Source organism: Paenibacillus sp. sg306046, assembly GCF_059821225.1.
This window is the reverse complement of sequence record NZ_JCAMRT010000007.1, coordinates 50,041-69,557: the sequence shown is the minus strand read 5'-3', so window position 1 is coordinate 69,557 and position 19,517 is coordinate 50,041. Positions and strand designations below refer to the sequence as shown.

Annotated in this window: 17 protein-coding genes and 2 pseudogenes; 14 read left to right on the top strand and 5 right to left on the bottom strand. The window is 58.2% G+C overall.

Translation table 11 applies throughout. The features are described from left to right. Positions 1–134 precede the first annotated feature (134 nt). The 9 genes and pseudogenes from AC6ROY_RS09230 to AC6ROY_RS09190 all read left to right on the top strand — a co-directional run bounded on the left by AC6ROY_RS09230 (position 135) and on the right by AC6ROY_RS09190 (position 9,247). Complete coding sequence (locus tag AC6ROY_RS09230; protein ID WP_500099976.1) at positions 135–908, top strand: response regulator transcription factor; 774 nt, start codon at positions 135–137, stop codon at positions 906–908. Continuing rightward, positions 808–2,691, top strand: coding sequence for a sensor histidine kinase (locus AC6ROY_RS09225; protein ID WP_500099974.1), 1,884 nt, complete (start codon positions 808–810; stop codon positions 2,689–2,691). Before AC6ROY_RS09230 ends, AC6ROY_RS09225 begins: the two co-directional genes overlap by 101 nt. Continuing rightward, positions 2,685–2,765 (top strand): annotated as a pseudogene (locus tag AC6ROY_RS09220) (RidA family protein); the annotation flags it as partial. The gene AC6ROY_RS09225 and the pseudogene AC6ROY_RS09220, both read left to right, overlap by 7 nt. A 348-nt stretch (positions 2,766–3,113) precedes the next feature. Beyond that, the gene (gene nikA, locus AC6ROY_RS09215) at positions 3,114–4,706 is read left to right on the top strand and encodes a nickel ABC transporter substrate-binding protein (RefSeq protein WP_500099972.1); all 1,593 of its coding nucleotides are present in this window, start codon (positions 3,114–3,116) and stop codon (positions 4,704–4,706) included. Position 4,707: 1 nt separating this feature from the next. Then, complete coding sequence (gene nikB, locus AC6ROY_RS09210; protein WP_500099970.1) at positions 4,708–5,649, top strand: nickel ABC transporter permease; 942 nt, start codon at positions 4,708–4,710, stop codon at positions 5,647–5,649. Further along, positions 5,649–6,518, top strand: coding sequence for a nickel transporter permease (gene nikC, locus AC6ROY_RS09205; protein ID WP_500099968.1), 870 nt, complete (start codon positions 5,649–5,651; stop codon positions 6,516–6,518). Before nikB ends, nikC begins: the two co-directional genes overlap by 1 nt. 75 nt (positions 6,519–6,593) lie before the next feature. Next, positions 6,594–7,685 carry an ATP-binding cassette domain-containing protein gene (locus AC6ROY_RS09200; RefSeq protein ID WP_500099966.1) on the top strand — a complete coding sequence of 364 codons (1,092 nt, stop codon included), beginning with the start codon at positions 6,594–6,596 and terminating at the stop codon, positions 7,683–7,685. A gap of 56 nt (positions 7,686–7,741) precedes the next feature. Next, positions 7,742–8,521: an ABC transporter ATP-binding protein gene (locus AC6ROY_RS09195; RefSeq protein WP_500099964.1), complete on the top strand. Its 780-nt coding sequence runs from the start codon at positions 7,742–7,744 to the stop codon at positions 8,519–8,521. Between the two features lie 207 nt (positions 8,522–8,728). Then, positions 8,729–9,247: a GNAT family N-acetyltransferase gene (locus tag AC6ROY_RS09190; RefSeq protein WP_500099962.1), complete on the top strand. Its 519-nt coding sequence runs from the start codon at positions 8,729–8,731 to the stop codon at positions 9,245–9,247. 77 nt (positions 9,248–9,324) lie between these two features. Here AC6ROY_RS09190 and AC6ROY_RS09185 read toward each other — a convergent pair whose 3' ends face one another. Then, positions 9,325–9,993: an ECF-type sigma factor gene (locus AC6ROY_RS09185; RefSeq protein ID WP_500099960.1), complete on the bottom strand. Its 669-nt coding sequence runs from the start codon at positions 9,991–9,993 to the stop codon at positions 9,325–9,327. Positions 9,994–10,237: 244 nt separating this feature from the next. Between AC6ROY_RS09185 and AC6ROY_RS09180 the strand changes: the two genes are divergently transcribed. After that, positions 10,238–10,669 carry a helix-turn-helix domain-containing protein gene (locus AC6ROY_RS09180; RefSeq protein WP_500099959.1) on the top strand — a complete coding sequence of 144 codons (432 nt, stop codon included), beginning with the start codon at positions 10,238–10,240 and terminating at the stop codon, positions 10,667–10,669. A gap of 36 nt (positions 10,670–10,705) precedes the next feature. After that, positions 10,706–11,122, top strand: coding sequence for an ImmA/IrrE family metallo-endopeptidase (locus AC6ROY_RS09175; protein WP_500099958.1), 417 nt, complete (start codon positions 10,706–10,708; stop codon positions 11,120–11,122). A gap of 198 nt (positions 11,123–11,320) precedes the next feature. On the opposite strand, the pseudogene speD reads toward AC6ROY_RS09175, so the two are convergent. The 3 genes and pseudogenes from speD to AC6ROY_RS09160 all read right to left on the bottom strand — a co-directional run. Beyond that, positions 11,321–11,701 (bottom strand): annotated as a pseudogene (gene speD, locus AC6ROY_RS09170) (adenosylmethionine decarboxylase); the annotation flags it as partial. Between the two features lies 1 nt (position 11,702). Continuing rightward, on the bottom strand, positions 11,703–12,587 hold the full coding sequence (locus AC6ROY_RS09165; RefSeq protein WP_500099957.1) for a carbon-nitrogen hydrolase family protein: 885 nt from the start codon (positions 12,585–12,587) through the stop codon (positions 11,703–11,705). A gap of 18 nt (positions 12,588–12,605) precedes the next feature. Continuing rightward, on the bottom strand, positions 12,606–14,144 hold the full coding sequence (locus AC6ROY_RS09160; RefSeq protein ID WP_500099955.1) for a GNAT family N-acetyltransferase: 1,539 nt from the start codon (positions 14,142–14,144) through the stop codon (positions 12,606–12,608). 227 nt (positions 14,145–14,371) lie between these two features. On the opposite strand from AC6ROY_RS09160, the gene AC6ROY_RS09155 reads away from it, so the two are divergent. After that, positions 14,372–14,578, top strand: coding sequence for a hypothetical protein (locus AC6ROY_RS09155; protein WP_500099953.1), 207 nt, complete (start codon positions 14,372–14,374; stop codon positions 14,576–14,578). A gap of 127 nt (positions 14,579–14,705) precedes the next feature. Here AC6ROY_RS09155 and AC6ROY_RS09150 read toward each other — a convergent pair whose 3' ends face one another. Continuing rightward, positions 14,706–16,799, bottom strand: a complete 2,094-nt coding sequence (locus tag AC6ROY_RS09150; protein WP_500099952.1) for a putative bifunctional diguanylate cyclase/phosphodiesterase — start codon at positions 16,797–16,799, stop codon at positions 14,706–14,708. Positions 16,800–17,007: 208 nt separating this feature from the next. Here AC6ROY_RS09150 and AC6ROY_RS09145 point away from each other — a divergent pair, with 208 nt between their 5' ends. Both AC6ROY_RS09145 and AC6ROY_RS09140 read left to right on the top strand, forming a co-directional pair. Next, entirely contained in the window at positions 17,008–18,879 is a 1,872-nt protein-coding gene (locus AC6ROY_RS09145; RefSeq protein WP_500099950.1) for a hypothetical protein, read from the top strand. Positions 18,880–18,986: 107 nt separating this feature from the next. Beyond that, entirely contained in the window at positions 18,987–19,361 is a 375-nt protein-coding gene (locus AC6ROY_RS09140; RefSeq protein WP_500099948.1) for a hypothetical protein, read from the top strand. The last annotated feature ends 156 nt before the right edge of the window (positions 19,362–19,517 follow it).

The window sequence follows — 19,517 nt, the reverse complement described above, 5'->3', positions numbered from 1 at the left end:
TTGGAAAGCGGTTTCATTTTATTGGACATTTGGACAAAAGGTATCTTATATTTGGATTTGCGTCGGTTTGGCAGCTGCTGCCGGTAGGCTTGGCGGTCTTAATTTGCTATACTGACGAAAAAGGAGGCGGACCTATGTTCAAGCTTCTCGTTGTCGATGATGAACAGGATACACGGGATACCTTGTGCCACTGCTTCCCCTGGGAGTCGGTCGGCTTCACCATCGTCAAGCAAGCGAACGAGGGAATGGAAGCTCTTAATTATATGCTGGAGCATCCGGTTGACGCCGTGCTCTGCGATATCCGAATGCCGGGCATGAATGGACTGGAGCTGTGCAGGATCGCGGCTGAACGCAAGCTGCCTGCCCGGATCATTTTGCTTAGCGCGTACCGGGAATTCGAATACGCCCGTCAGGCGATGCAATACGGCGTGCGGCATTATATGGTCAAGCCCGCCATCTATAAGGATATCGTGGAGGTGTTCACCGAGCTGCGCCGGGAGCTGGAGGCTTATGCGCCTGCTGCCGATCAGTCGGTGCTGCTGCCGGAGCGGCAAAGCCTGCCGGAGCAGGAACAGGAGCCGGCAGTGCCTGCCGGAGATGATCCGATCATTGCCCGCATCAGCGAATACGTCCATGCGCATTACCGGACAGCCACGCTGCAGGAAGCGGCCGAGCTGGTCCATATGAATGCGAGCTACATCAGCTCCTATTACAAGAAGAAGACAGGGCGCAACTTCTCGGAGCTGGTGCTGGAAGCCCGCATGCGGAACGCCGCGCAGCTGCTGAAAAACAGCCGGATGAAAGCCTATGAGATCAGCGAGCAGGTCGGCTATGTCAATCCGAAAAACTTCATCCGCTCGTTCAAGCAGTATTACGGCAAAACACCGGGCCAATACAAGCATGATTAACGACTATAAAAAACATATCCGCATCCCGTCGCTCAAGCGAAAATTTTTCATCCGCAACCTGGCAAGCATGCTGCTGCCTTGTCTGATCCCGCTGCTGCTGCTTGGCTCGATGTCGATTTTCATCTCCGACCGGTATATCCGGCTCGACGCCGAGCGCCAGCACGAGACGATGCTGAACCAATATAACGAGCTGATCCAGATTATTGCGGCCGAGGTCGATTCGCTCAGCCTTTCCTTCGACAAGGATGCGAAAATTTCGATACGTCTGAACAGTCTGCTGTCGACGGATACGCAATCCTATGAGAATATGGAAGCGCTGTTTTATTTGAAAAATATTATAGATGTTCCTGCCAATTCCAAGCCGTACATCCATTCGATTTATATTTACTCCCAAAACGAGCAGCAGCGGTTTCTCAGCTCGCGAGAAGGGCTGGTGAAGCTCGATACGTTTTACGACCAGGCGTGGATGAGCCGCTATCAGCAGCTGGCCGATTCGGAGGAATTGCAGACCGAGGTGCGGGACATTCGCCAATACACCTTCGAGAAGCAGCCGACCCGGGTGATCAGTTTGTATAAGCGGCTGTCGACCCACGGCGCTGTCCGGGAAGGCGGCGTCATCGTTGTCAATATGCTGCCCGGTTATTTTGAGAAAACGTATGAAGGGCTGGGTAAGCTGCCGCACAGCTCCTTCCTGATTACCGACGCGCAGGGTCAGCCGATTTTGCAGGCGGGCGAGCCCGTCGACGCCGGATTGCTCGCTGCGATTCCGCGCCCTCCGGAAGGCTCGATTCTCCAGTTCGACGAGGGCAGCTTCCATATCACGGTCAAGCAAACGCCGCGGCTCGGCTGGAGCCTGATTTCCCTTGTACCGCGCGCTTCCATGTACAAGCTGCCCGTCACCCTGATTGTCGCCACCTGCATCTTGTCTGTAGGCAGTCTGCTGCTTTGCGCTGCGCTTGCCTGGCTGCTGACACGCCAAAACTACCGACAGCTCGGCAGCATTATTCAAATTCTGGAATCGGCTGATTCCACGACGCCCGTCCAGCATATGCCGCGGGGCATTCGGGATATTTATGAGTTTATTATGGTGAATATTGTGGAGACATTCGTCGAGCACAACTATTTGCAGGTACAGCTGTCCGAGCGGCTTTACAAGATGCAGGCGTTTGAATTCAAGGCGCTGCAAGCGCAAATTAATCCGCATTTTCTGTACAATACCCTTAATTCGATTTATTGGAAAACCTTTCAGCTCACCAAATCGGACAATGTCGGCTGCCAGATGATCGCCCGGCTCTCGGAGCTGCTGCAATATGCGCTCGACAGCTCGGTCAAATCCGTTGCGCTGCGTGAGGAGCTGGCCCATATTCACAGCTATGTGGAAATTCAGCAGCTGCGGTACAAGGACAGATTCGCCGTCGTCTGGGATATTCCCGAGCATGTTCAGGCTTGTCCAGTGCTGAAGCTAAGCCTGCAGCCATTCGTCGAAAACAGCATTCAGTACGGAATGGAAAGCAAGCCCTTCCTTCATCTGAAAATCAAAGCCCGGCTGCAGGGCGCGCTGCTCCGAATCACCGTGATCGACGACGGTCCCGGCATTGAGCCGGTGCGGCTTGCGCAGCTTCGCGCCGCGCTGCTGGAGGAAGCCGAGCCTGACGGCCACGTCGGCCTGTCCAATACGAACAAGCGGCTGCTGCTGCAGTATGGCGCGGACGCGCGCATCCGGCTGCTCAGCAAGCCGGGCTGCGGCACGGCGGTAACGCTGCGGTTTCCGCAGGCTCCATGACGGTCGGGTACATCTCCGAACTGGGCTTGCCGGAAATCAAGATCGAAATCGAAATTTGGGCGGCAAAGCTTTAAACTACTTCCCATCGTCTGCGGTGCAATTGTAAGTCCGAAAATGGCCTACGAAAAAGACCTTGGGAGTCTGAATGGCATCCCTTAGAATAGACATTGGAAAAACCCTTGGGTAATCCGATGAATTCTAAGGGGTGCATTTTTTATGAGGTTACAGGTCAATCCTACCGACTTCGTTCCGCAGCCAAAACGCCCAGTCGGGCTATTGACTCGCTCAAGCTCAGCCTGTATACTTCAAAACGTAATAATTACTTTTATAAAAATGCTTATTCTATTTAATTTTGACTATTTTTATACGATAATATCGTAATTATTACATATTAATCACTTACTTGAGAGGAAGAGTTTCTGTTGAACGTACTTCGTTCCCCCTTTGCCCGTCCGCGCCGCCTGTTGGGCGCCTGCATCCTGACCGCCGCCGTTGCTTTGACGGGCTGCAGCGCCCCGCCTGCCGACTCCGGTCCGGCAACCTACGGACAGTCGGGAAGCCCGGCGCAGGCTGTGAAAAGAGCCAGCCTCATTTACCATTTCAAAAGCAGCAGCCTCGACCCGGCTAACGATTATATCGCCTTGAAGGCTGGAATCGTGGAGACGCTCGTCCGGCTGAATGAACAGCTGGAGGTTGGCCCGTGGCTCGCCACCCGCTGGGAAGCGAAGGACCCGCTCACCTGGAGCTTCACGCTGCGCGACGGCGTTACCTTCCAGGATGGCACGCCATTAACCGCAGCAGCGGCGAAGGCTTCGCTCGAACGCTCGACGGCCGCAAACAAATCGCTTGCAGGCGCGCTCAAAATCGCGTCCATGGAAGCAACCGGTCAGCAATTGACCATCGTAACCAAAGAGCCGCACCCGGCGCTGCTGTCCGAGCTGATCAATCCGTATTCGGCCATGGTCAGTGTGGAAGCGGAAAAAAAGGCCGGCGCTGCTGCCTTTAACCAGGCGCCGATTGGTACCGGACCGTTTAAGGTCAAGCAGTTCAAGCCGAACATGGAGATTGCGCTGGAGCGCTACGACGGCTACTGGGATGGCACAGCGAAGCTGCAGGAGGTGCTGTTGAAATTCAACGAGGACGGCAATGTGCGCTCGCTTGCGCTGCAATCCAAGGAAGTCGACCTCGCCACGCAGCTTCCGGCAGAGACGGTCGATCTGATCAAGAAGGACGCGCAGCTTGATGTTCAATCCGTTGCAGGTCTGCGCGTTCATTTCCTCTTGTTCAACCAGAAGCGTGAGCAGATGAAGGACGTCCGTGTGCGTCAAGCTCTCGACATGCTGGTTAACCGCAGCAGCATGGCAAACGATGTGATGCTCGGTCATGCCACGCCGGCCAATGGGCCGTTTAATACGCGGCTGCCGTTTGGCAGCAAAGAAGAAGTTCCCCCGCTGAACATCGCAGGAGCGCAGAAGCTGCTGGAGGCTGCCGGTTACACGAAAGCGGCCACTGGCAAATATGAGAAAGACGGCAAGCCGCTGACGCTGGAGCTTGTGACGTACAAGGGCCGCCCGGAGCTGCCGCTGATGGCCCAATTGCTGCAATCCGACGCCGCCAAAGCCGGCATTACCTTGGCGATTCAGACCGTCGAAAATGTCGATACGTTCCTGCGGGAAAACGGCAGCTGGGACCTCGCTACCTACAGCAACCTGTCCGCTCCCCGCGGCGATGCCGGTTATTTCCTCAACTCGGCGCTGCTGCCGGGCGGCTCGCTGAATGCGGCCAACATCAGCAGCGAGCGGCTGAGCGCCGTCATCGGCAAGCTGAATGCCACCTCCGATCTGACGGCGCGCAGGGAAATTACGCAGGAAGCAGTCCACACGATCCGTGCGGAAGCGCCGCACAGCTATATGATTTATCCGAATGTCATCGTCGGGATGAACAAGCGAGTAACGGACTGGAAAGCCGGCGCGGAAGAATATTATTTGCTGACTAATAAAATGGATGTGAAGTAAGGTGTGGAAGCTCGTTCGAGCACGTCTGCTGCAGCTCGTCATCGTTATGTTCGCCCTCTCGCTGGTCACGTTTACCCTGATGAAGCTCGCGCCGGGCGATCCGGTGCTTCAATTGCTGCGGGCCGACGAGATGAGCGCCACCCAGGCCGATGAGAAGGCGCTGCGCGAGGAGCTTGGTCTGGCTCGCCCGCTGGCGGCGCAATACGCGGACTGGCTGTCGCGTGTCGTCCTGCTGGACTTCGGAAGCTCGCTATTCAAGGGCACGCCGGTGCTGGCTGAAATTATCGGCCGCCTGCCCGCCACGCTGGAGCTCGCCTTCGGAGGGCTGGCGGTTATGCTGCTGCTGGCCGTTCCGTTTGGCTTGCTGGCTGCCCGGTTTCCAGGCCGCTGGCCTGATCAGCTCAGCCGTCTGTTTGCGCTGGTCGGCGCTTCGCTGCCGCTGTTTTGGGTCGGACTGCTGCTGATTTACGGCTTTGCCTACAAGCTGCAATGGTTTCCGACGATGGGACGCGGCCACTTGCGCGAGCTGGCGCTCCCCTCTGTGACGCTTGGCTTCGGGTTGGCGGCGGTGCATGCGAGACTGCTGCGCTCCGGCATGCTGGACGGCTTGTCGCAGGAGTATGTCCGCGCAGCTCGGGCCAGAGGGCTGTCGGAGCTGCGCATTTATGTGCGGTACGCGCTGCGGGCAGCGTTAATTCCCGTATTGACCGTATTCGGGATGACTTTCGGTAGCCTGCTCGCCGGATCGGTCGTCGTCGAAACGCTGTTTGCCTGGCCCGGCATCGGCAGCCTGGCCGTTGAAGCGATTTTCCAGCGGGATTACCCGCTTGTGCAGGGCTACCTGCTTGTGGTGGGCGCATTGATTATGCTTGTGAACCTGGCGGTTGACCTTGTGTACGGCTGGGTCGATCCGCGCATCCGGCTCAAGCAGGGAGGCGCCTGATGAGCCGCTCTTTACTGGCTCCACCGGCCTACAGCCGTCCGCGCTCCGCCATTCGCCGGATGCTGCGTGATCCGTTCACCGCGCTTGGCGTGCTGCTGTTAATCAGTTTACTGCTGCTGACCTGGCTCGGTCCCCTGCTTGTGCCCAATGATCCGCTGACCGTCCAGATGTCGGAGCGGCTGCAGCCCCCGAGCTGGCAATACCCGCTAGGCACCGATCATCTCGGCCGCTGCCTGTTGTCCCGCCTGCTTGCCGGTTCCCGGACGACGCTGGGCATTTCCGCCCTGGTCATCGTGATGGTCATGCTGATCGGCTTGCCGCTCGGACTCATTTCCGGATACGTGGGCGGACGGACGGATCAGGTCATGATGCGAATCGTCGACGGCATGAGCGTATTTCCGGATTTTATGCTGGTGCTGGCCATTTCCGGCTTTCTTGGCCCCAGTCTCAGCAATCTCGTGCTTTCCATCGTGCTGATTAATTGGATCGGGTACGCCCGGCTTGTTCGCGGCGTTGTGTTAAGCGAGCGCAACAAGGAATATGTGTGGGCCGCGCAGGTTGCGGGCTGCAGCATGTGGACCATTTTGCGCCGCCATCTGCTGCCGCAGGTCATCTCCCCGGTGCTCGTCTATGCCGCACTGGACATCGGCAAGACGATTCTCGTCATTTCCTCGCTGTCTTATCTCGGACTTGGCGCGCAGCCGTCTTCTCCTGAATGGGGCACGATGCTGAATGACGGACGCGCCTACTTCCAGTCTGTTCCGCAGCTGATGATTTACCCGGGCGTAGCCATTATGCTGGTTGTCATCGCCTTTAACCTGGTCGGAGAAGGGCTGCGCGATTTATTTGATGTACGCGGTCGCGAGTAAACGACGACTAACAAGGCATTCCGCTTGAGTCGGACTCGTGTGCCAGGATAAATGAGAGAAAAGGAGGCTCTGCCCATGAGCCGGCAACTGCTCGAACATTCCGGCGCGCCGCAGCAAGCCGAGGGAAGCCAACCGGAGCTGTCCCAAAAACACGTGACCGTCGCACCGTCTGCTCCGTCGGAAGCTCCGGCCGCTTCTGCGAAAACAACGGCCGTCCCCACGGCCGCTGCCGCTGGCCAGCCTCCTGTCCTAGATACAACCGCCACGGTATTGACCGTGCGCGACTTGACCATCGGCGGCAAAAGCCAAGCCCGCCAGCCAGCACCGTCAGCCATCGTACGCGGGCTGACGCTGGAGGTACGCGCAGGCGAGACGCTGGCGCTGGTTGGGGAAAGCGGCAGCGGCAAAAGCTTGACCGCCGCCGCGATTTCAGGCTTGCTGCCTCCCGCCCTGCAGGTGATCGGGGGCAGCATCAGGCTGCAGGGAGACGAGCTGCTTCAGCTTCCGTCCGCTCGGCGGCGGCAGCTTGGCGGCAGCCGGATCGGCTGCGTCTTCCAGGATTACAAGGGCAGCTTCGCCCCGTTCTGGAAGGTGGGGGCTCAATTGGTGGAGACGCTGCGCGCCCATCGCCGTCCCGCTCTGTCCAGAGCTGCGGCCAAGGCCGTCGTGCTGGACAGCTTGCAGCAGGTGGATTTGCCGTCGGAGCGCGTGTTCGCCAGCTACCCGTTTCAATTAAGCGGCGGACAACTGCAGCGGGCAGCGCTCGCGTCTGTGCTGATGCTGGAGCCGCAGCTGCTCATCGCCGACGAGCCGACGACCGCGCTTGATGTCGTCAGCGGCGAGCGCGTGCTTGAGCTGATAGCCGCGCTGCAGCGGAAAACCGGCTGCGCGGTGCTGCTGATCTCGCATGATTTGCGCCAGGTGCTGCGGCGGGCTGACCGGGTCGCCGTGATGAAGAATGGCGAGCTTGTGGAAACGGGCCGCACGGCGGCGATCCGCGACCGCCCCGCCCATCCGTATACCCGCATGCTGCTTGCCGCTTGTCCGCGTCTGGCCGGTGATCCGCCGCATGCGCATACGGAGCTGGAGACAGAGACGCATAGGCACGACGCCGACTGTGCGCCTGCAAGCTCGGCAGAGACGGTAGATATGCACAGCGACATTTAACGACATCGCTGTTGTCTACGCTAGTTTTTGAATCAGGGGAAGGAGGTTGGCGACCGTTGGAGGCTTTATTAACCGTAGAGAAACTGTGCAAAAGCTATAACGAATCCCTCCATCCCGTAACGGCTGTGCAGGATGTCTCCTTCCAGATCGGCCAGGGCGAATGCCTGGGCCTGGTCGGCGAGAGCGGCTGCGGCAAAAGCACCATCGCCAGGCTGCTGCTCCGGCTGGAGCAGCCGGACAGCGGCGACATGCGGCTCGGCGGCCTGTCCTTCACAGCGCTTCGCGGCGGCCGGCTGCGACAGCTGCGGCAGCAGATTCAGGTCGTGTTTCAGGACCCGACAGCTTCGCTGAATGACAGACTGCCGATCTGGCGTTCCGTCATGGAGCCGCTTGATAATTTTCCGGACGTTATACCGCCCTTTGTCGCCGATGTCCGACAGTCCCGCCGGGAAACGGCTGTACGGCTGCTGGACATGGTTGGGCTGAACCGCAGCCACCTCGACCGGTACCCGCATGAGCTGAGCGGCGGACAGCGGCAGCGCGTTGCGATTGCGCGGGGCATCAGCCTGAGTCCCCGGCTGCTCATCTGCGATGAGCCGACAAGCAGCCTGGACGTTACGGTGCAGGCCCAAATACTTCAACTGCTGAAGCAGCTGCAGCAGGAGCTGGGAATGTCGTTTCTGTTTATTTCCCATGATATCGCCTCTGTCAGCAGGATGAGTGATCGGATGATGGTCATGAAGGACGGTCGGATCGTGGATTTGTTCGCCGGCGCGGAGATCCGCGGCCCCGAACGCCATCCGTATACACAGCTGCTCGTATCGCTGGCGCACTAGCCGAGCGGCCGCCTTGCATGCAGACGGGACAGACTTCCCGAGGAGCCGAAAACCTGATACGATGTTTGCGAGCCGCGTCTGCGCTTGAGCAAGCTCGGCCCTTGAACAGGTCGACGGACTTCGGCGCCTGTCAGGGCATGTGTGGCGTTTTTGCGGCTCTCTCGAAGGCACAGCGCTCTTACCACGTACGGAAAGGATGCAGCACCTATGAATGAAGTCTATACCGACCCGATTACGATCCGGCCGCTGCCGGCGAACTGCCTGGCTGAGGCGCAGCAGTTCGCCTTCCAGGTCATTCAGGAATTGTTTCCCCGCCCTTATGCGGACACCTTGCCCGCCGACCTCGCCCGACTGGAGCAAACCTACTTGCAGCGCAGCAACGCCGTGCTGCTGGTCGCACAGGATCACAAATCGCGTATTCTCGGCACCATCGGCATCGTCCCCTACAACGACCGGATTGCGGAAGTGCAGGGCAGATATCCCGGCCAACCGACAGCAGAAGTTGTCCGCTGCTTCGTCGGCCCCGACAGCAGGCGCTCCGGCCTTGGCTCCCGGCTTGTCCAAGAGGCCGCAAGCTACGCCCAAGCTGCCGGTTATACGATGTTATATTTGCATACGCATCGTTTTTTGCCCGGAGCGGTCGCCTTCTGGCGCAGACAAGGCTTCTCGGCCTGGCTGGAGCTGGAGGACAGCTGGGAAACGACACATATGGAGCGGGTGCTCTAACGGCGACGACGCTCCCGGTTGCATGCGAAGGGAGATTCGGCATTCGCCTACTCCCCTAGTCCAACCCCCATTCACCCTCACTCCCCGGCCAATCTGGCGTATTCCTCCACCGCCTTCGCCCGCCAGCGGTCAAACGTCTTGCGCGCGATACAAAATTCACCGGCCACCTCGTCGACCGACCGCCCCTCCACATACCGGAGCCGCAGCAGCCGGCTATATTCCGGCTTATACTCGCCCAGCGTGTCCAGCGAACGGTCGATCAGCTCCACCTCGCGCTGCAAATCCTGCAGCTCGCTCACCCGGTCGATCACGCCCTGAATGCCGCCGCTCTCCGCCGCATACCCGACGCGGGCCTCCAGCACCTTGCGGATTTTTCCCTCCAGCTCCCGCAGCAGCCGCTCGTCGAGCGCGCTGTCGCCGCGCAGCCCCTGCACCTCGCGCAGCTGGCTTTTTGTGCCGACCGGATACCGTTCAAGATAGGTGTGCGCCACCGTTTCGAGCCGCTGCTCCCGATCGGTCAAATACATCGCGGACGGCATCGCCCGCAGCTGACGGTGCAGCTCCTGCAGCTTGTCATCCTGCTGAATATGGCTAAGAGAGTAGCCATTGCCGATCGGATGCTTCTCCAGAAACTTCATACGGCCGACAAGCCGCTTGTAATCCTTCAGCTTGACGACTACCCAGTGCCGGGAAGCCGCCGCCGCTTTTGTCCGCGTCGTCTGTTCGTAAACCGAATGCTGATTCATGAGTGCCACTCCTTTTATAATGAGTATTTATAATACCTTTTTCGTCATCGAAACAGCCAATTGCCAGCATTGACAGTAATATTGCTACCAAGCTATACTGAAACTAACGTTTCATTTCCCCTTATTTTCCCTCCGGAGCTTGTTGACTTACTTAGCTTCCAGCTTTTGTTTTTTCATTATAAAAGGTATCTAAAATACCGTCAAGTATTATAAATACCATTTTGACGTACAGGAGGGCATCGCCATGTCATTAGGCAGCCGGATCCGCGACTTGCGGAAGCAGTACGACCTTACACAGCATGAGATTGCCGGACAACTCGGCATGGGACGATCCAACTTTGGCCACATTGAAAACGACCGCGTCATTCCGACAAGCGAGGACCTGCAGCGGATCGCCGATATTTTGCATACAACGACCGATTATTTGCTGGGGCGGCACGGAGCCGAGGCGGGAACCGGAGGAGGGTACGAAGCGCCCGCATGGGCGACCTCGCGGGATAAGCGCGACTTCAAGCGGATGCTCGAAGAGGATGGCGAAGTCATGTTCGACGGCATCCCCATGAACGAGCAGGACCGCCAGCGTGTGATGGACGTGCTGACCGGACTATTTTGGGAGGCCAAGCAGATGAACAAACGCAAGAAACCGACCGATCCGAACAAGGAAGCCAAGCACTAGGCCGACCGATTTAACAACGCATTGGAGCGTGGGTTCATGGAGGAAATCATTCAGCGGCTGACCCGCCGTCACCGCACCAACTGTCCGTTCCGGCTGGCGCAGGAGCTGGGCATTCATATCCGCTACCAGGACCTTGGCGACCAGACTCGCGGCATTTATTACCGGAAGCTGCGCCGCCGCTTCATCGTCATTCACGACAAGCTGACCGATGAGTGGAAGCGGTTCGTCTGTGCGCACGAGCTTGGTCATGACCGGCTTCATAAAGGCATCAGCCGATTTTTCATCGAAGAGCATACGTTTATTCATCCGGGGAAATTCGAGCGTCAGGCCAATCTCTTCGCCATCCGCCTGCTCACGGCCGGAGACAAGCCGGAGCCGGGGGAAACCGCCGAGCAGATTTGCGCCCGCAACGGTATCCCGGAGGAAATGCGTCACTACTATGAGGGGTATTAGCCGGTGATGGACGGAACGAGGCGCCCTCCCGGAGAGGATGTTTCAAGCGTTGTTCCTTTATTGCGGGATCCCCCCTGCCGTCCCGGTCTGGGGCAGCATGAAGGACCAGCTCACGTCGTTGTAGTCGTGATGGACGACCGTACGTTTCAGTGTCAGCTGCTTCGGCATGGTAACCAGATCATGGACGACCCGTATGGCTTCCGGCGCCTCGACCTCCAGCGGCCCGATTCCGCGGACAATCCGCACCTCCGAGGTCTCGCTTGGCTCCAGATAACGCAGCATCGCTTCAATCGCCACCTGCGGATCAACCGTCTGGCCGCAGGTGTAGCAGTCCAGCGCGGCAAACGCCTTCTCCGGATACGTATGGATCGACATATGGCTCTCCGACAGCAGCACCAGAACCGTCGCTCCTTGCGGCTCGAATTGCTTCGCCTGCACCGACAGCACTGTCGCGCCGCTCGCTTCGGCCGCTTGCACCATGGCATCGGTCAGCGCTTCAGCGCCATTGATCAGGTGAGGCTTGATTCCCCACGCATCCACCGCCACATGACGCCCGTACGTTTCATAGCTTGCCGTCATCTTACCACTCCCTCACCATCGCCTGTCCATGCCGTGCGTACAAGCCTGGTCTACGGTCGTAAAATGGAGCAACCGCCCCCTGCCTGCGGTTCACCGACAGCCGGGCAAAGTCCAGCTCCGCCGCCACAGCCAGCGAGGCATTGGCTTCGCCGCTGGCCAACACGCCGTCAGCCGTAAACGGCACGTCGCATGGCGTAAATACGCCTGCCTGGCAATAGCCCTGGTCAATCTGCGTACGTGACTCGCTGAGCGCGCCGACCAACCCGCTCAGGACGACATACACCTGGTTTTCGATCGCCCGCGCCTGTGCGCAATGCCGCACACGATGATAGCCGAAGGCGCTGTCTGTGTAGGACGGGCATAAGATCAGCTCCACACCGCTGTCCGCAGCCATCCGGGCCAGCTCCGGAAACTCAATATCATAGCAGGTCAAGATCGCCGTCTTGCCCCAGTCCGTCTCGATAATGTTCAGCCGGTCCCCTTCATTCAGCGACCACTGGCTCCGTTCCTCCGGCGTCACATGCAGCTTATCTTGCGTTTCAACCCGTCCGTCCGGGAAAAACAGATAAGCCCGGTTCACATAGCCGTGCGGCTCCCGGCAAATATGCGTACCGCCCAAAATAACCGTTTGATACATCAGGCTGCACTGCCGGAAAAACCGAATATAGCTGTCGGTGCAGCTGTCCAGATACGCGCATGCCTCCTCGTGGGTCATCGGGGGCTGCAGGCTGAGCAGATGCGCCGTCATATATTCAGGAAACACGATCAGCCCGGCGCCTTGCCTCGACGCTTCCATGATGCTTGCAGACAGCTGGTCCCAAAACTCCCGCTCCGACCTTAGATCGCTGAGTCCATATTGGATCGTTGCTACGTTTAATTTCGTCATAGGTTGCCTCCCGCGTCTCTAGGATCGAATATGGAGCGTGTACATATCTGTACGCCGGTCTCGAAATGTCAGCACTTCCTCCGACTTGCGGTGGCGCTGCAGCACTTCCATATCGACCTCGGCCATAATGACCGTCTCCGTGTTTTCACTGCATTCGCCCGCAATGCCGTCGCGCGGGAACGAAAAATCAGTCGGCGTATAAATGCCCGATTGCGCGTATTGAATATCGACGTTATCGACATGCGTCAAATTGCCGACCGTCCCCGACGTCACTGTAAATACTTGATTTTCGATCGCCCGCGCCTGGGCGCAATATTTCACCCGCAGAAACGTCTGCCTGTCTTCGGCGCAAAACGGCACGAAAATGAGCTGCGCCCCTTCATCCGCCACAATACGCGAAATTTCCGGGTACTCGATGTCGCTGCTCAGCTGGATCGAAATTTTGCCGCAATCGGTATCGAACACCTCCAGCCGCGAGCCGCCGTTGATGCCCCACCACTTTCGCTCATTCGGCGAAATATGCAGCTTGTATTGGCGGGCAATCGTCCCGTCGCGGCGGAACAAATGTCCGACATTGTAAATCCGGTTATTTTGCTCCACGAAGTGGGAGCCGCCGATAATGTTGACGTTGTACTTTACGGCTAGCTCGCTGAACAGCTCGACATATTGCGAGGTAAAGGTGCTCAGCTTGCGGATCGCCAAGCTTGGGGAACGCTCCTCCAGAAACGACAGCAGCTGCATCGTGACATTTTCAGGGAAAACGGCGAAGTCCGACTTGTAGTCAGCCGCCACATCGACATAATGCTCGCATTGGGTGGCGAACTCCTCGAAGGAGTCGATTTTTTTCATCATATACTGCACGACGCAAATGCGCACAGGGAAAGAACGCTTGTAATGAAACTTGCTGCTGCTCGGCTTGTAGTCAATATTGTTCCACTCCAGCAGAGCTGCATAATTCATCGAATCCTGGTCATCGGACAAATAGTTGGTAATGATCCGCTTGAGCGTGAAGCCGTTCATCATCTGGAAGGTCAGCACGGGATCGTAAATGTTCTGCTGCAGCACTTCCTCGGCGTATTCGCGCGGAGTCAGCGTGCCGTTATATTTATGGTAGCCGGGAATGCGGCCGCCGACGATAATGCTCTTGAGGTTCAACTGCTCCGCAAGCCGCTTGCGCGCCTCGTACAGCCGCCGGCCGATTTTCATCCGCCGGAATTCCGGATGCACCATAACCTCCATCCCGTACAGGCTGTCGCCGATCGGGTTATGATTGCGGATATACCCCTTATCCGTAATCTCGGAATACGTATGCTGCTCCAGGTAATCCTCGAAATGCACGATCAAGCTGGAGCAGGACCCGATAATTTCACCGTCCAGCTCCACGCAAATTTGCCCCTCCGGAAAAATCCGGATGTGACTTTCCATCTGCTCCTTTTTCCAGGGATGCATATTCGGAAAGCACAAATGCTGCAATTCAATGATCCGGTCAATATCTGCCATGTCGATGGGGCGAATCAACATTTTCTTTTCAAACTGCGAGACCTGATCCTTGGTCATGGATAACTCCCCATTCTTGTGTTTCCTCTAACTATGCACGGCGAGTTTAATGCCCGTATTAGCGGATCGTAAACGCTGTGTAAAAGTTCGCTTGATTTGTTTGTATTTGGGGAAAATATTCTGTAATATAAATAATACGAGCACACGCTTCCTTACAGGGGGGTTTGGTCAAGCCATTTGCGCAGCTGCATCCCTGAACTACAATCCAGATGAAGGGAACGGTTAGTGTGAGAAAAATAGGGAAATTGTCTTGGTTAACTATGTTTAACGTAGTCATTGGACTCGCCATGGGGATTTTTGCTTATGAGTCCTTTCAAGCGTCACACCCGGTTCGCGGCACGATTTTTGCAGCTAACAGTACAGTTATTTTTGCCCTTGCTGCAGTTTACCTGATATCCAAGCTCAAACTTCAAGATAAGGGCAGCGAGGCGTGACGCAGCAGAAAAAGCTTCCGATCCGCAGCCACTGCGGTACCGGAAGCTTTTTCGCATCATTTGCTGCAATCACCGCTGCGCGAGCTATCGCTGCGTGAAGGCTCGGGACAAATCCAGCTGCACCGGATCAGCCTGCGCTCGCGCTTGCGGCGCCAGGCAGCAAAAACCGCTCGCGCAGCTGCTCGGCCGTCAGCGGACGGCTGAACCAGTAGCCTTGAATATGCTCACAGCCCAGCTCATGGAGCAAATACGCATGCTCCTCCTCCTCGACCCCCTCGGCGATCAAGGTCACATTCAGCCCGCGGCCCAGCGCAATAATCGCCTTGACGATCGAAAAATTAACTTCATTGGTCGTCAGATCGCGGACGAACGATTGGTCGATTTTCAGCTTGTCGATGCTGAATTTTTTCAGGTAGCTGAGCGAGCTGTAGCCCGTTCCGAAATCGTCGATCGCAATGCTGACGCCCAGTTCCTTGAGCCGATTGAGCTTGGCGCTCACATACCCGAAGTCGATCATCGCAATGCTCTCCGTGATCTCCAGCTCCAGATACTCCGCTTCCATCCCGGATTCACGCAGCGCATCCGCGACCAGCTCGACAAGCCGCTCGTCTCGGAACTGGCGAACCGACAAGTTGACAGCCATCTTGACCGCGCCAAGCCCTTCGCTGCGCCATTGCATATGACGGGCGCAGGCGGTGCGCAGCACCCATTCGCCCAGCGGCACGATCAGCCCGGTTTCCTCGGCCAGCGGGATAAAATCGGCGGGCGAGATAAAGCCCTGCTGCGGATGCTGCCAGCGTACCAGTGCCTCGACGCCCGTCAAGGTCAGACCGCCCACCTGACACTGCGGCTGGTAATACAGCGTCAGCTCGTCCTGCTCCAGCGCCCGGAACAGCTCCTTCTCCATCATCATCTTTTTGCGTGAAATATCGTTCAGATCGGAGGTGTAGAACTGGTACGTATTTTTCCCCTGCTCCTTGGCCCGGTACATCGCCATATCGGCATTGCGGATAATCGCGTCCACATCGCTGCCGTCCACAGGAAACATGCTGATGCCGATGCTCGCCGTCAGGTGCAGCTCATTGTCGTCCATCTGGAAGGAGGTTGACAGCAGCTGGACGATTTGCCGGGCCGCATCGACGGCGTGCTCGCCGGTCGTATTCGGAACCACGACGGCGAACTCATCCCCGCCCAGCCGGAACAGCCCGTATTTGCGCCGCAAGCCCTGCTCCAGCCGGGTCGAGATCAGCTTCAGCACTTGATCACCGACCGCATGTCCAAGCGTATCGTTGATCAGCTTGAACCGGTCGAGATCGAGGAACATCACCGCGACCTGCGTCTCCCGCTCCCTCGCCTCATCCAGCACGTCCTCCAGATGCTCGTGGAAGGAGCGCCGGTTCGGCAAAGCGGTCAGCGGGTCATGGTACGCAAGAAAATGAGCCGTTGATTCCGTTACCTTCTCCTGGCTGACATCCTTGGCTACGATGTACATCCCGACGATTTGTCCGCTGACATACATCGGAATGTTGGTCATATGCAAGTCGAGGTAGCTGCCGTCCGCCCGAATCGCCTGAACCTCATAGCTGAGCGGCTCTCCCTGCTTGGCCGCCTCGAAGCGTTCCATCGCCTTGGCCTGGTCATGAACGGCGATCAGCGAGGTCAGCGGCTTGCGCGCCAGCTGCTCCTGCGTATACCCCGCCACCTTGCGCATCGCGTCGTTCGTCTGGATCAGGCTGCCTTGCATATCCACCCAGCATACGATGTCAGGATGATGGTCGAACAGCGACTTGTACCGCTGCTCGCTGACCTCCAGCCGCTGCTCGGCCCACTTGCGCCGGGAAATGTCCTGGAACAGGATAAGCGCGCCCAGCAGCTCCCCGCCTTCACTGTACACCGGCCGGCCGCGAACATGAAGAATATGGACAGGACTGCCCTTGCGGACGGCCCATACCTCCTCCTGCTGAATCGTCTGTCCCTGCAGCACGCGCTGAAAAGGCCGCTCCTCCTCGCACATCGGCGTCTGGCCGTCGGCGCGGTAGTAGCTGCACATCCCCGGCCCCTGCTCCACCAACCCCAGCTTCCGGGCCGCTTCATTATAAAAAAGCGGCTGACCCGCCGCATCATACACAATTATGCCTTCTTCCAAATAATCAACAATCGCCTTGGAGAATGACTCATGCAGCGCTTGTCGTGCGAAAATCAGATCTGAATTCAGCTTCATCACCACCATCTGGGACTAAAGACATTACCCTTCAGTACCGATCTACGTACCCTGATTGTAAAGTACAGCGATTTTCGTTGTCAATTTCATCCTTTCAAGTTTTCATACCGATAGAAAGTCGATTCAGCGTTATCGTGTGCCGTTATCAAACCAGTTTGAATCAGTTACAATAGAAAGAGTAAAATTGAAACGTTTCAAGGAGGGGCTTATGCCATTGATTTCACCCGATGACCGGCAGGCGGAGCTTGTCCGCCGCATCGCGCTGGCCGCCTGCCAGCTGCCGGATGCCGGAGACGGCCTCTGGTTTTATGAGGATATTCGCAACAATTTTTATTACGCCTCCTACTTGTTTGCAGCCGCTGTCGCGGCGGGGACGGAATCAGACTCGACCGCGTCAGATGACAGCGGGGCGGCCGGGGCAGTGTCAGGCTCGACGGCTTCAGTTGGCGGCGGGGCGGCCGAGGCAACGCCAGACTCTGCGGCGCAAGCCTTGGCCGGGTTGCCGCTAAGCCGCGAAGCGGCCAAGACGCGCGCCTCCGCAGTGCTGCGGGCCGTGCTGCGGCTGCAGGATCGGGACCCGGACAGCAGCCTGTACGGGCATTGGCCGCTGGGGCTGTATCCGTCCCCCCAGGAAGCCCAGCCGCATGTGCTGCCTGTCGAGCTGATGGGCAGCCTGATGGCTTACTTCCGCGAACGCTATGGCGCGGAGCTGGATGCGGAGCTGCAGGACGCGTTTGATACGGCGCTGGAGCATGTGTACCGCAGCGGCTTCTACCGTGTGCCGCTGGATCGCTTCAACCATCACGAGGCCAAATATACGGCCGCCAAGCTGATTTTCGGCAGCCGCTACGGCGACCGGGAGCTGCTGGAGGATGGCGTGCGTTCGCTTACGCGCACCTTGGACTTCGTCCGCCAATACGGCCTGGTCGAATACGGCGCGCTGCCCTGGTTCTGGCATTGGGTGCAGGCGTTCACCTGCGCCTGGTCGATGATCGCCGACCCGGCAATCAAGCAGACGCTGGCCGAGCTGCTTGACGAGCTGTGGCGGGAGCGGGCTTCGTTTTATTTGCAGGGAACATGGGTCGGCGCCCAGTCACGCGGCTGGCCGCATGATCTGCCGCGCGACGGCAACGTTCTGTTTGATTACGTCCAGTTCGGCGACTTCAAGCTGCCGGAGGCGATGCCCAGGACCGAATATGCCGGATTTCTGTACTATCCCGCTCCGGACGACGCGCTTCGGCTTGCGCTGGACCGCACCCGCCCGGTGGAGGTCGCCAGGTCGGTGCCGCGCTCGGCCGCGTCGCCGGAGGACAAGCTGCACAGCTATGCGTATATCACGGCGGCTTTTGCGGCAGGCGGCATCTGGGAGCGGGTCGAGGAATTCGATAACGAGCAGCATCGCTGGGATATTACGCTGCCGCTGAGTCGGGACGAAGCTTCGTCCGGCGTAAATCAGGCGTATTTCTTCCACCCGGCAGACGCCGCTTCCTCGACCTGCGACGGCGACAGCCCCGGCGATCCGCGCCACCAGACGGGCTGGACGGAGGTGCTGTACGACCGCAATGTCATCTGCGCCGTATATCCGCTCCCGGATACAGCGGCTGACCGGATCGTCGGCGTGCTGCCCCAAGGGCTATGGCAGCAGCAGGGCCAGTCGCTATTCGGCCACATTCCCGCCGATAAGGGGCTGCAAAGCCAAGCGGCCGCCCTTTCGCCTGCAAGCGGCAGCGCGGCCGCTGACCACGACGGCGTCTACCTCGCCGTCCACCTCCTGCAGCCGTTCCGGCTGCAGCAGCATGATGACCGCGTCACCGTCATCAGCGAAGGACGCTCCAACGCCGTCGTCGTCGAGGCGTTGGATGCCGAAGCCGCGCGCAGCCTTGGCCTGCGCGGCTTTGCCGACTTCGCAGCCGACCGGTCGGCTCGGCTGCCAGTGTTCACCGCCGCCGCTGAAGCGGAGGTCGGCGTCGCCTATCGCAGCGTCTACGGACGCGAGCTGACGCTGCGGTATGCGGGAGACGGCGAGGTGCGCCGCTCCGTTGAGGGGCAGCCTGTCCGCTTCGACGGCTACAAGCGATAACAGACCGGCCCCAAGCCAGCGAGCCGGGACAGGTCCGCTAGCTTGGGGCCGGGACACGTACGCTGGCTTTGAACCAGGGCACGTACGCTAGCTTTGGGCCAGGGCACGTGCGCTGGCTTTCGGCCAGCGCACGCTCGCTGCCGCTGGAGGCCGGCAGCCTCAGCAGCGTGAAGCCCCAACACGCGAAGCATAGCTGCACCCTGACCACACTCCCCAACGGCATTCCGCCTCAACCCCGCATGAAAGCGGGTTTTTCACAAAAAAAGTACGGCGAATCCCAACCGACGATGCCGGTTAAGATTCGCCGCTTTTTTGTACTGAAAACGGTTATTTACGATATAAGCCCCGGTTATCCTGAGCTTGTCAAAATTCAACCAACCTGGATATGTCCCCCAATGATCATCTCCAATACCGGTCAAGTACCAGTCCCCTTGCAAGGTTCGAAGATGAGCCGCGAGCTTGATGAAACATGTCCTCTGTAGAAGGACTTTTACCGAGGGATTGTCTTTCAAAAGGTGGACATACGGATACATCGTAGTTATGCCTCTGCGAGCGATATTCATTTCTATATATAGATGTTACAAGCGTATATGTACCTGAATATGGACATGTGACAGTAGGGGGAAAGGAAGGAACGA